Origin of the sequence: uncultured Novosphingobium sp. (genome assembly GCF_964277725.1) — a bacterium.
Taxonomy (GTDB): Bacteria; Pseudomonadota; Alphaproteobacteria; order Sphingomonadales; family Sphingomonadaceae; genus Novosphingobium; species Novosphingobium fluoreni.
This window is the reverse complement of the sequence record NZ_CAXYKL010000147.1, coordinates 1-11,038: the sequence shown is the minus strand read 5'-3', so window position 1 is coordinate 11,038 and position 11,038 is coordinate 1. Positions and strand designations below refer to the sequence as shown.

The following is an 11,038-nucleotide window of genomic DNA, read 5'->3' as shown; positions in this document are numbered from 1 at the left end:
GCCTTTTGCCAGGGTCCGGTTTCGATCCAGCCCGGCAGGATGGCGTTCACGCGAATGTCGGGGCCCAGGCTGATCGCCAGCGCATGCGCCATGGCGCAAAGGCCGCCCTTGGCCGTGGCGTAGGCCTCGCACTCCGGCTCGGACTGCAGGGCCCGGGTCGAGGCCATCAGCACGATCGCCCCCTTGCGTATCCGCAGCAGCGGCACGGCCGCGCGCACCATCAAAAATGCACCAGTGACGTGGCTATCCTGCCACTGTCGCCACCGCTTCAGGTCCAGTTCCTCGATCGGGCCGCTTACCGGATCGGCCAGCCCGGCGTTGGAGACGAGCAGATCGATTCCAGCCGGCTCCCCGGCCTTTTCGTTCCACGCTTTCAGGCGATCGAAGGCCTTGGCGACCTGGCTCTCACTGCCGACATCCGCTCGGACCGCCAGCAACTCTGTGACCGGCAGCTCGCCGGCAAGGTCGCCAATCGCCTCCGCGTCGCTATCTATCGCGACCACTCGCCAGCCATCGGCCAGCAAGTGTTCGACGATGCCCTTGCCGATCCCTTGGGCACCACCCGTGACGATTGCCGTTCGCATTGCCGTACCGCCTGTTGCTTGAAACTCCAGCCGATAACGAGCAAGCGGGCGGGAGGCTGCCTTATAGCGGAACGGCCTCTGCGCCCGTCAGCTGATGGCTACAACCGAGCGTCAGCGCATCGTCTTCGGGCGAGAGTGCCGCCACGGTGCGCCAGCCGATCGCGCGCAGGCGAGCGGCCGTCTCCGTGTCGTGACCCCACGGCAGAAACAGGCTGGCCCCCTCGTCGGTCGTTTCCGATAGAAGATCGATCAGACGGTCCGGATAGAGCGAGAACCCGGTGGCAACCTCACCCTCTGCCGCCTCACCCAGGATGCGATAGGTACCGCCCCGGCCCAGCGCGCCCTGGACGCCAGCGGCGTAGATCGTGAAGCCCAGCCATGACTGGTATTCGAAACCATGCCGCTCCGATGGATCGAGCGTGACGCGGGCGCGACCGCCGATCCGTCCGGCGATCTCACGCAAGGCGGCAATGCGGCTGGCTAACGCGCCACCGGCATCAAACGCCGCCAGGCGGGCGATCGCATCGTCGAACGGCCCGATGGCGTAGAGCAACGGGAGATACGCCTGGCCACCGGCATCGACGAGGCCACCCGCGTCCTTGGCATCCAGTTCGCGGCGGACAGCCTCGATCTGACTTGGGGGCAGCGGAAGGGCCTCCGCCGCCAGAGTGTCGACTAGATCGGGCAAGGTGAAATCGATCGAGATCCCGGTCGCCCCGGCTGCCTCCAGCGCCTCGATCGCCAGCGCGACGATCTCGGCGGCGGCGGCGACGCTGTCGTTGCCGATCAGTTCGGCGCCCAGTTGCAGCCGTTCACGCGTGGGGTCCAGGCCATCACCCTTGATGGTCAGGACCTGACCGCAATAACAAAGCCGCAACGGGCGTGGCCGCGCCGCAAGGCTGGTGGCGGCGATGCGCCCGATCTGCACGGTGATGTCAGACCGCAGAGACAGCGTGCGCAGCGAGATCGGATCGACCAGCCGGAACATACGCCGTGGCTTCACGCCGACCATGCGGCTGGCCATCGACTTTTCGAACTCGATCGTCGGCGTTTCAACCCGGGCATAGCCGTGGCTGGCGAACGCATCGGTCATCGCCCGCCGCACGCGGCCGGCAGCGGCGGCTTGAGCGGGGAGACGATCACCCAGTCCCTCGGGCAAAAGATCGCGATCGGTATCGTGGTGCACTGGAAATCTGCCCCGCAGGTGGCTGTCGACGATCCCCGTCCCCCTGCGTGAGGAGGTGATCGGAAGGGCCTGTAGCTTAAAAACAGGCCCTCCCCTAGCCCCTCCCGCACGCGGGAGGGGGACTTGAAGGCTGCCGCGGCAGGGGCGGCGAACCCTTTAGAACGAAAGCGCCTTCACCAGCTTCACGCCTGGCAAAGCGCAGGCCTGCTTCAACAGGTCCTCCGATACCGGGCTGTCGATCGAAAGCAGCAGCACCGCTTCGCCACCCGCGTTGCGACGGCCCAGATTGAAGGTGCCGATATTGATGCCGTTCTCACCCAGCAGCGTGCCGATGCGACCGATGAAGCCTGGGGCGTCTTCGTTGACGATATACATCATGTGGCCGTTCAGATCGGCCTCTACCTTGATGCCGAACATTTCGACCAGGCGCGGCTCGACGTTGTTGAACAGCGTGCCCGCCACCGAACGCTCACCCGCCTCGGTCTTCACCGAAACGCGGATCAGCGTGTGGTAATCGCCTTCACGCTCGGTCTTGACCTCGCGCACCTCAAGCCCGCGATCCTTGGCCAGGAACGGCGCGTTGACCATGTTCACCGTGTCCGACTGGACGCGCATAAAGCCGGCCAGAACGGCGGCGACGATCGGCTTCTGGTTCAGCTCGGTCGCGGCGCCCTCGGTGTGGATCGAAATCCGCGGCACGGAATCGCGCGTCAGCTGGCCAACCAGCGAACCCAGCTTTTCGGCCAGCGCCATGTAGGGCTTCAACTTGGGCGCTTCCTCCGCGCTGAGCGAAGGCATGTTGAGCGCGTTGGTGACGCCGCCGTTCACGAGGAAATCAGCCATCTGCTCCGCTACCTGCAGCGCGACGTTGACTTGAGCTTCGTTGGTCGAGGCACCCAGGTGCGGGGTGCATATGAAGCCGGGCGTGCCGAACAGCGGCGATTCCTTGGCGGGTTCGGTCTGGAACACGTCGAGCGCGGCACCAGCGATGTGGCCCGAATCCAGCCCGGCCTTCAGCGCCGCTTCGTCCACCAGGCCGCCGCGCGCGCAGTTAATGATGCGAACGCCCTTCTTGGTCTTGGCCAGGTTCTCGGCCGAGAGGATGTTGCGGGTCTGGTCCGTCAGCGGGGTGTGCAGGGTGATGAAGTCCGCGCGCGACAGCAGGCCGTCCAAATCGACCTTCTCCACGCCCATCTCCACCGCACGCTCCGGGGTGAGGAACGGATCGAACGCGACAACCTTCATCCGCAGGCCCAGCGCGCGGCTGGCGACGATCGAACCGATGTTGCCCGCGCCGATCAGGCCCAGCGTCTTGCCGGTGACTTCCACGCCCATGAAGCCGTTCTTGGGCCACAGGCCGGCCTGGGTCTGCGCATTCGCCTCTGGAAGTTGACGGGCAAGCGCGAACATCAGCGCGATGGCATGTTCGGCGGTGGTGATAGAGTTGCCGAACGGCGTGTTCATCACCACCACGCCCTGCGCGGAAGCGGCTGGGATATCGACGTTGTCGACACCGATGCCGGCGCGGCCGATGACCTTGAGGTTCCCCGCGGCGGCCAGGATTTCCTTAGTCACCTTGGTCGAAGAGCGGATGGCCAGGCCATCATATTCGCCGATGCGGGCGATCAGTTGTTCCGGCGTTTCGCCGGTGATGACGTCAACATCGCAACCGCGCTCTTCGAAGATACGCGCGGCATTGGGGTCCATCTTGTCGGAGATGAGCACTTTGGGCTTGGTCATGAGGTGTGTTCCTGAAGTCTGTAACCCTTCCCACGTCATCCCGGACTTGATCCAGGATCCCGCTTGTTCTTTGCGGGCGGGGAGAAGGAAGCGGGGCCCCGGGTCAAGCCCGGGGCGACGGCAAATAGCAGTGGTTAGGCGGCCTTCGCCGTGGAGTAGGCCCAGTCGAGCCACGGACCGAGTGCTTCGATATCAGCGGTTTCCACCGTTGCGCCGCACCAGATGCGCAGGCCCGGAGGGGCATCGCGATAACCGGCGACGTCGAAGGCCGCGCCTTCCTTTTCCAGCAAGGCCGCGAACTGCTTGATGAAGTCAGCGTCCGCACCTTCGACAGTCAGGCAGACCGAAGTCTTCGACCGGCTGGCGGGATCGGCGGCCAGATGGCCGAGCCAGTCACGCTCGGCAACGATCTTGTCGAGCGCGGCGGCGTTTGCGTCGGAGCGGGCCTTAAGGCCTTCCAGACCGCCCAGGCCCTTCGCCCATTCCAGCGCGAAGATAGCATCTTCCACCGCGAGCATCGAGGGGGTGTTGATGGTCTCACCCTTGAACACGCCTTCGGCCAGCTTGCCCTTCGAGACGAGGCGGAACACCTTGGGCAACGGCCATGCGGGCGTGTAGCTTTCCAGCCGCTCGACCGCGCGGGGGCCGAGGATGATCACGCCGTGACCGCCCTCGCCTCCCAGCACCTTCTGCCAAGAGAATGTGGCAACGTCGATCTTCGCCCAGTCGATTTCGTAAGCGAAGACCGCGCTGGTGGCGTCGGCGAAGGATAGGCCTTCACGATCGGCGGCGATCCAGTCGGCATTCGGCACGCGCACGCCCGAGGTGGTGCCGTTCCAGGTGAACAACACGTCGTTCGACCAGTCGACCTGGCCCAGATCGGGCAGCTGGCCATAGTCGGCGCGGATCACGGTGGGATCGATCTTGAGCTGCTTGACCGCATCCGTCACCCAGCCTTCGCCAAAGCTTTCCCAGGCCATCGTGGTGACGGGGCGGGCACCCAGCATCGTCCACATCGCCATCTCGAACGCGCCGGTGTCCGAACCCGGAACGATGCCGATGCGGTGCGTATCGGGCAGGCGCAGCACTTCGCGCATCAGGTCGATGCTGTACGACAGGCGCGACTTGCCGATCTTCGCTCGGTGTGAGCGGCCCAGCGATTCGGTCGCGAGTTTTTCGGGAGAATATCCGGGCGGCTTGGCGCAGGGACCGGAAGAGAAGAACGGGCGCGCCGGCTTAGCCAACGGCTTGGTAGGTGCAGTCATGTAGTCTCTCCTTACAGAGAGCACGCGCGGCGTTGGGACCGCGTGGCCCGGCGCTGCGTCTAGTTCGTGGGTGACCCAAGTCAAGGAAGATATCCCCCGCTCTGCAGCCGAAAGCGATCCGACTGGCCTCGCCCCTCGGCCCACCCTGCCCTAGACCGGGTGCCAACTGTCAGTTCACGTTGGATAAACGCGATGGAGGGATACCCGTAGCGATGCGACGGATCCTGCTGCTCCTGCCGCTCGTGGCCACGCTCCACGGCTGTATCGACATTCCCAAAGGGTCGCGGCGGGAACCCCCCAGGCGCTCCGGCCCGGCGCGCACGCCGCCGCCACGGCCCGAATTGCGGCAGTGCCTGAGTCAGCTGGGGCTGGCGCAAGCACGATTCGCCTTACTGCCCGATCGGTACTTCTCCGGAGGTTGCCGCAATGTCGGCACCGTGCGGCTGGATAGCCTGCGCAGCGATTCCGCGCAGCTGGCCCTGGCCAACCTGGGGCCGGTGACCTGCAACGTCGCCACCCAGTTCGCGGGATGGGCGCGCTTTGGCGTGGACCGCGCGGCGCAACAGATCCTGGGCGCGCGAGTCACCCGGATCGAGACCTTCGGCAGCTATTCCTGCCGCACGATCGCGGGCACCCGTCGCATGTCGGGCCATGCCACCGCCAACGCGATCGACGTGTCCGGTTTCGTGCTGGAAGATGGACGGCGGATTACCGTTCTGGAAGACTGGGACGGCGGCACCCCGGCCGAACGCCGCTTCCTGCGCACTGTCCACGCCAGCGCCTGCAAGCGCTTTGGCACCACCTTGGGCCCGCAATACAACGCGGCGCATCGCAATCACTTCCACCTGGAAGCAGACGGGGCTGATTTCTGCCGCTGACCGGCAAGGCTGAGAGACAGCCCAGCAATGTTCGAGACACGTAGCCTGGTTAGTCGCGTATCGCTATGCGTACCCGCCCCCGGATCGCCGCGCGCGCGCTGGCCGTATCCCTCTTCACCATGGCTTTCCCCGCCGCCGCTGAAACTATTCAGGACGAGCAGGCTTGGCTGAACCTGACCGCGATGGGTCCGATAGCGGGAAAGGTGGTCTACTTCGCCGAGCTGCAGCCGCGCTTCGGCGACGGCGTTTCGCGAGTCGATCAATTGCTGCTGCGCGGTGCGATCGGCTGGAAATTGTCCTCCACGGTCACGCTCTACCAGGGGTTCGCCCATGTCGAGACGCCCCAGCGCGGTGGGCGCGATATCAACGAGGAACGCAGCTTTCAGCAACTGAACCTTGCGCTCGGCAAGCCATGGGGCGGAGAGCTTTCTTCCCGAACCAGGCTGGAGCAGCGCTGGCGCAACGACGGTGGCGACGTGGGCTGGCGCGTGCGCGAGATGCTGCGCTATGAGAAGCCGCTGAGGCCTGCCAGTGACGCGGTGAGCGCCTTGGTGTATGCCGAAGCGTTCGTGGCATTCAACGATACCGACTGGGGCGCGCGCAGCGGTTTCGATCAGTTGCGCAGCTTCGTGGGCGTGGAGGTCGGCCTTCCCGGGGCGAGCACGGCGGAGATCGGCTATCTCAATCAGGTGATCGACCAGACCCGCGGGCGGACGCGGGTGAACCATGTCGCGTCGGTGTCTCTGTTCTTCCGGCACTGACTAGCGGAGAAAATCGACGCGATCCGGGCATGAATCGGATCGTTCAGGCACCATGTGGAGGCGCGTGTGTTGACGCTTCAGGCAGCGCGCGGCTCAGCGCAAGTGGAGAGACGATCATGGTGCAGGCACGATGGAACGGCAGCATAATAGCCGATAGTGATGATACGGTGGTGGTGGAAGGCAACCATTACTTCCCGCGCGATGCGGTGGACCCCGCCGTCCTTCAACCCAGCGAAACGACCAGCCATTGCCCGTGGAAGGGCGACGCGCGCTATCATTCGATCACGGTGGACGGTTCGACCAATCAGGACGCGGCCTGGTATTATCCCGAGCCCAAGGACGCAGCCAGCCAGATCCGCGATCGCATCGCCTTCTGGAAGGGCGTGGAAGTCAGCTAGGGCTCGCCGCGCCAGCTGTTAGCGCGAGAGGCGCTTGCGATTGGCGCGAACGCGGGAATGATAATGATCGATCGCCTGCCCCACCACCTCAATGGGGTCCGCACCCAGCTGCCCGGTCGCCAGTGCCATCGTCAGCTCGACTTGCGCCTGCCACTTTTCGGCGACCATGCGGCGCGCCTCTTTTTGGCTGCCCGGCCCGCCCGCCGCCATGCGCATGCACCGCATCCAGATCACCCAGCTGGAATCGATGCCCAGCTCGCAGGCTTGAAAGGCCAGACCCGGCAGGCCCAGCCCAATGCTACCACTCGGGCGGCTCATTGCGGAACCGCAGTCTCGTCACGCTTGTCCTGCGCAAAGCTGACGGCGCGAGCGATCACGCGGCTGGCGCTGGCCGGCTTGGCGACCAGTTCGGCGCCGAGGCCGCGAACCGTTTCGTCGTGACGGTCCAGATCGCCGGAATGGAGCAGGTAGGGAATGCCGCGCTGCGCCAAGGCCTCCGCAACGGGAACGCACGTCTCGCCGTCCTTCAATGTCACGTCGAGGATCGCGCAATCGACCGTTTCGTGATCCAGGATCTCCATCGCTTCATCCACGCTGGAGGCGCACATGGCGCGACAGCCGAGATCCTCCGCCGCGAACTCAAGGTCCATCAGGATCAGGGGCTCGTCCTCAAGCATCAGGATATTCATCGGTGCGGGAAGTTCCTGCAATAAGGCAGCCTGAGTCATGCGGGAATTACGATTGTCGCTTCCAGCCCATCATCGTGCCAGCGACGTTCGATAGAGCCGCCGCCATGCCGCAGCATCCGATCGACGATCTGGGTGCCGGTCCCCCGTCCATCCGGAGACATGCGGATACCGGGGCCGCCGTATTCGCGCCAATGGACCACAAGATTGCTGGGGCCACGGCCCTTGCCCTCGTACCAGTTCAGCTCCACCCGACCGTCGTTATTGGCCCAGGCGCCGTGCTTGGTCGCGTTGGCGGCCAGTTCATGCAGCACCAGTCCGACGACGGATACAGTGGCGAAATGGACGCGCTGACCGTTACCCAGAAATAACAGTCGCTGCGTGTCAGCATCGTAGGGGCCGAGGATTGCGCGGATTGCCGGACCGATCTCGATCGTGCCGCTGGACGCTTCGTCCAACGTGGTCTCATACGCGCGACCCAACGCCTGGATGCGGCCGTTGATCTCATCCGCTTCCCTCGGGATGCCGCGAACGCGGCCCGTGATGTTCACGATCCCTGAAATCACCGCGAACATGTTTTTCATGCGGTGCGAAAGCTCGCGCGCCATGCTGCGGGCATGTTCTTCCTCAGCGCGCACCGCGCGGACTTCCGAGACGTCCCACTGGCTGCCGAAGAAATATGCCAACGACCCATCGGACCGATAGATCGGCCCCAGGTGCAGCGCGTTCCAGAAAGTGGAGCCATCCTTGCGATAATTGAGCAGTTCCACCACCGCCACGTCTTCGTTGGCGAGCGCGGACCGCAGCTTGTCCAGCTCCCGCTGGTTGGTCTCCGGGCCCTGGAGGAACCGGCAATTCCGGCCGATGATTTCGTGCTCTTCGTAACCGGTCAGACGCCTGAACGCCCGATTTGCGAATACGATCGGCATGTCCGTGACATGTGGATCGCACAGGCACACCGCCATTCGGGTCTGCGCCATAGCCTGTTCGAACAGAACGCCGGATGCACCGACGAACTGGTCCTCCGGCCTGCTTACGCCGGGCGTATCACCGCTGGAATTGAAATAGGTCTGGCTGTCATCCCAGCCTAGAGGGACACCCGATGCCACTGTCTTGTCGTGCGACATCGATCGCCCCTGAAATTTATCCGAAGTGCCTGTAACGTGAATTCAACAATGCGTGCAACTGGGAAGAGTTCCACCAACCGGGACGCAAACGACCCGCTTCCTAATGCCATCTGCGTTCAAAAAGGTCCAGATATCGGCTAGGTGTTCTCCAGGGCAATCCGGGCGCAACCGCACCCGGCTTCGGCCGTTTCGCCCACGCCCGGCCCGCGCCAACGCGGGACGTCTCTTCAGCCAAAGGACACCCTCCCCATGACAGTCAATACCGCCACCGCCCGATACGAAGGTCTGGGCAAGGAAGGCAAAGGCCACGTCACCGCCAAGTCCGGCGCGATCGATGCGGATTACGGCTTCACCACCCGCTTCGAAGATGCCCCCGGCACCAACCCGGAGGAAATGATCGCCGCCGCTCACGCCAGCTGCTTCACGATGGCCACCAGCTTCGCGCTGGCCAAGGCGGGCCACACCGACGGGTCGTTGGAGACGGAGTGCAAGGTCACGCTCGTCTCGGCAGACGGCGGCTTCCAGGTGACGAAGTCCGAACTGGCGCTGACCGCCAAGGTACCAGGCCTGGATCAGGCCGAGTTCGAAAAGATTGCTGCCGAAGCCAAGGCCGGTTGCCCGATCTCGAAGCTTTTGAATTGCGAGATCACGCTGACCACCTCGTTCCAGAACTGATCAAGGCGCATCTTGCGGGACGGCTGCTTATTGTGGCTTTCCCGCAAGGTCCTTTGCTTCCGTGAAACGCCGGCTGTCCGTCCAGCCGCAGCCCTGACGCGTTTCCTCTCCCAGCTTCAGCAGGACGGAAAAGGGAAAGCTGCGGTCCGACATGCCGTCGCTGCAAGTCCCCGGCGTCACCGTCATGTCGAAGCTTTTGCCCTCCAGCGTGCCGCTGAGCCCTAGCCCGTTGCGGCCGCCAAACCTTTTGACGGTGATGCGGGTACCGTCCGGCTGGGCGGGGGTCGCGTAAGTCAGCGTTTCGCCGATCACGGTGCCGTTCCAGAACGGCTCTGTCCCGCCGAAATGCAATGTCTCTCGCGCTGAGATCGCGCTGAACGGCTTGGACGAATCGGTGTCACCCGGCACGCCGCCGTTGTCCTCGCCACGCCGTGGGCCGCAGCCGCTCACGGCGATAAGGGCCAGCCCAAGGGCGGAAACGAGCGCGACGCGATGCAAGGTCATGGTGCGGCGCCTAGCAGCTTGCGGGGCGGACCGCATCCTCTCCCAACGCCTCGATCAACGCCAGCGCCGCCGCCGGGGCCCGCTCCTTCGCGCCGGCGATATAAAACACGAACGTCTCGCGCCCATCGGCCGCCCATTTCACCGCCTCGGCGGCCTGAGCAGCGATCTCGTCGGCGGAATACCCGGTCGGCTCGTCCGCGCGGCAGCCTTGCAGCCGCGCATACACGAAGGGCCCGTCCGTACGCGTGAAGTCCGGATAATCCTCGCTCCGCGTCACCACCAGCGCTGCTCCGGCATCCTGCAGCAAAGCGTAGAACGCGGGATCGTCGAAACTTTCATGCCGTGCCTCGATCGCGTGGCGCAGCGGTACGCCCGCATGGCTTGATGGCAGGAGAGCCAGGAAAGCCGCGATCTCTTCTGGATCGAACCGCTTCTTGTCGTTCAGCTGCCAGTTGATCGGACCCAACCGATCTTCCAGCTCCACCAGCCCCTGGTCGATAAAGTTCGCAACCGATTCCCCCGCCTCGGCCAGGTTCTTGCGATTGGTGCAGTAGCGCGACGCCTTCAACGCGAAGCGAAAGTGCGGCGGCGCGGTCTTGCGCCATTTGGCGAAAGTCGCGGGGGCTTGCCGGCTGTAAAACGTGGCGTTGACCTCTGCGGCAGTGAGATGCGTGGCCAGGTATTCCAGCTGCTTCGCCTTCGCCAGGCCCTCGGGATAGAACGTCTCGCGCCACGGATCATAGACCCAGCCGCCGGTTCCCGCACGGATCGCGCCAAGGCTCATGCCCTGCCGCCCTGTGTGAACGGCGTTCGACGTAGTACGATTGCGGAAGGGTCCGGCGGGTTCGTCATGATGCCTCAGCGTAACAAGCCGCCGGTGGTTCCGCCAAGAACTTTGCGGAACCTGGCACCGCGATCCGCGTTCAAAATGCCAAACGCATCAGAACTTTCAGGAAAAAGCGTCATGAAACACGAACGCAAGGCGATGGTCGGCAAGCTTATCGGCGGCGTCGTTCTGGGCGGGCTCGCCGCCGGGTTTCTCACCGCCATGGCCGTTCCCACGACCATGCAGCAAAAGGCGGATGACTGGCGCACGCTGATCGGCGTGAAAGAGGTCAAGGCCGACGAAATGCCCGCGATTGCTTTCGAAGCGCCCCCGCAGGATCTCACCCCGGTCAACTGGATGACGGCACAGCAAGAGTATCCGCAACCGATCCCTGCCACCTACAGTCCC

The 11,038-nt window shown here is 64.4% G+C and carries 14 protein-coding genes; 5 read left to right on the top strand and 9 right to left on the bottom strand.

Features of this window, described 5'->3' with window-relative positions:
* The 4 genes from ACHWRX_RS08665 to ACHWRX_RS08650 form a co-directional block, all read right to left on the bottom strand.
* Positions 1-584: SDR family NAD(P)-dependent oxidoreductase (locus tag ACHWRX_RS08665; protein ID WP_394658891.1), on the bottom strand; the 584-nt coding region annotated here is incomplete at its 3' end.
* 61 nt (positions 585-645) lie between these two features.
* On the bottom strand, positions 646-1,770 hold the full coding sequence (locus tag ACHWRX_RS08660; protein ID WP_394658890.1) for an ATP phosphoribosyltransferase regulatory subunit: 1,125 nt from the start codon (positions 1,768-1,770) through the stop codon (positions 646-648).
* Positions 1,771-1,926: 156 nt separating this feature from the next.
* Positions 1,927-3,510 carry a phosphoglycerate dehydrogenase gene (gene serA / locus ACHWRX_RS08655; protein WP_058735234.1) on the bottom strand — a complete coding sequence of 528 codons (1,584 nt, stop codon included), beginning with the start codon at positions 3,508-3,510 and terminating at the stop codon, positions 1,927-1,929.
* Between the two features lie 134 nt (positions 3,511-3,644).
* A complete protein-coding gene (locus tag ACHWRX_RS08650) occupies positions 3,645-4,775 on the bottom strand; it encodes a phosphoserine transaminase (protein ID WP_394658889.1) in 1,131 nt (376 codons plus the stop codon).
* A gap of 212 nt (positions 4,776-4,987) precedes the next feature.
* Here ACHWRX_RS08650 and ACHWRX_RS08645 point away from each other — a divergent pair, with 212 nt between their 5' ends.
* The 3 genes from ACHWRX_RS08645 to ACHWRX_RS08635 all read left to right on the top strand — a co-directional run bounded on the left by ACHWRX_RS08645 (position 4,988) and on the right by ACHWRX_RS08635 (position 6,812).
* Positions 4,988-5,653, top strand: a complete 666-nt coding sequence (locus tag ACHWRX_RS08645) for an extensin family protein (RefSeq protein ID WP_394658888.1) — start codon at positions 4,988-4,990, stop codon at positions 5,651-5,653.
* A 65-nt stretch (positions 5,654-5,718) separates the two neighbouring features.
* Complete coding sequence (locus tag ACHWRX_RS08640; RefSeq protein ID WP_394658887.1) at positions 5,719-6,414, top strand: DUF2490 domain-containing protein; 696 nt, start codon at positions 5,719-5,721, stop codon at positions 6,412-6,414.
* 116 nt (positions 6,415-6,530) lie between these two features.
* A complete protein-coding gene (locus tag ACHWRX_RS08635) occupies positions 6,531-6,812 on the top strand; it encodes a DUF427 domain-containing protein (RefSeq protein ID WP_183616479.1) in 282 nt (93 codons plus the stop codon).
* Positions 6,813-6,830: 18 nt separating this feature from the next.
* Here the strand turns inward: ACHWRX_RS08635 and ACHWRX_RS08630 are convergent, their stop codons facing one another.
* The 3 genes from ACHWRX_RS08630 to ACHWRX_RS08620 are packed head-to-tail and all read right to left on the bottom strand — an operon-like array spanning position 6,831 to position 8,625.
* The gene (locus ACHWRX_RS08630; protein ID WP_394658886.1) at positions 6,831-7,130 is read right to left on the bottom strand and encodes a hypothetical protein; all 300 of its coding nucleotides are present in this window, start codon (positions 7,128-7,130) and stop codon (positions 6,831-6,833) included.
* Positions 7,127-7,540 (bottom strand): response regulator, encoded by a 414-nt coding sequence (locus ACHWRX_RS08625; protein WP_394658885.1) that lies wholly within the window; start codon positions 7,538-7,540, stop codon positions 7,127-7,129. The genes ACHWRX_RS08630 and ACHWRX_RS08625 overlap by 4 nt, the downstream gene beginning before the upstream one ends.
* On the bottom strand, positions 7,537-8,625 hold the full coding sequence (locus ACHWRX_RS08620; RefSeq protein ID WP_394658884.1) for a PAS domain-containing protein: 1,089 nt from the start codon (positions 8,623-8,625) through the stop codon (positions 7,537-7,539). The genes ACHWRX_RS08625 and ACHWRX_RS08620 overlap by 4 nt, the downstream gene beginning before the upstream one ends.
* Positions 8,626-8,874: 249 nt before the next feature.
* Here ACHWRX_RS08620 and ACHWRX_RS08615 point away from each other — a divergent pair, with 249 nt between their 5' ends.
* A complete protein-coding gene (locus ACHWRX_RS08615; RefSeq protein WP_058735241.1) occupies positions 8,875-9,300 on the top strand; it encodes an OsmC family protein in 426 nt (141 codons plus the stop codon).
* 27 nt (positions 9,301-9,327) lie between these two features.
* Here ACHWRX_RS08615 and ACHWRX_RS08610 read toward each other — a convergent pair whose 3' ends face one another.
* Positions 9,328-9,804 carry a COG3650 family protein gene (locus ACHWRX_RS08610; RefSeq protein ID WP_394658883.1) on the bottom strand — a complete coding sequence of 159 codons (477 nt, stop codon included), beginning with the start codon at positions 9,802-9,804 and terminating at the stop codon, positions 9,328-9,330.
* A gap of 10 nt (positions 9,805-9,814) precedes the next feature.
* Entirely contained in the window at positions 9,815-10,588 is a 774-nt protein-coding gene (locus ACHWRX_RS08605) for a DUF72 domain-containing protein (protein WP_394658882.1), read from the bottom strand.
* A 180-nt stretch (positions 10,589-10,768) separates the two neighbouring features.
* Between ACHWRX_RS08605 and ACHWRX_RS08600 the strand changes: the two genes are divergently transcribed.
* On the top strand, positions 10,769-11,038 hold a 270-nt coding region (locus ACHWRX_RS08600; RefSeq protein ID WP_394658881.1), incomplete at its 3' end, for a hypothetical protein.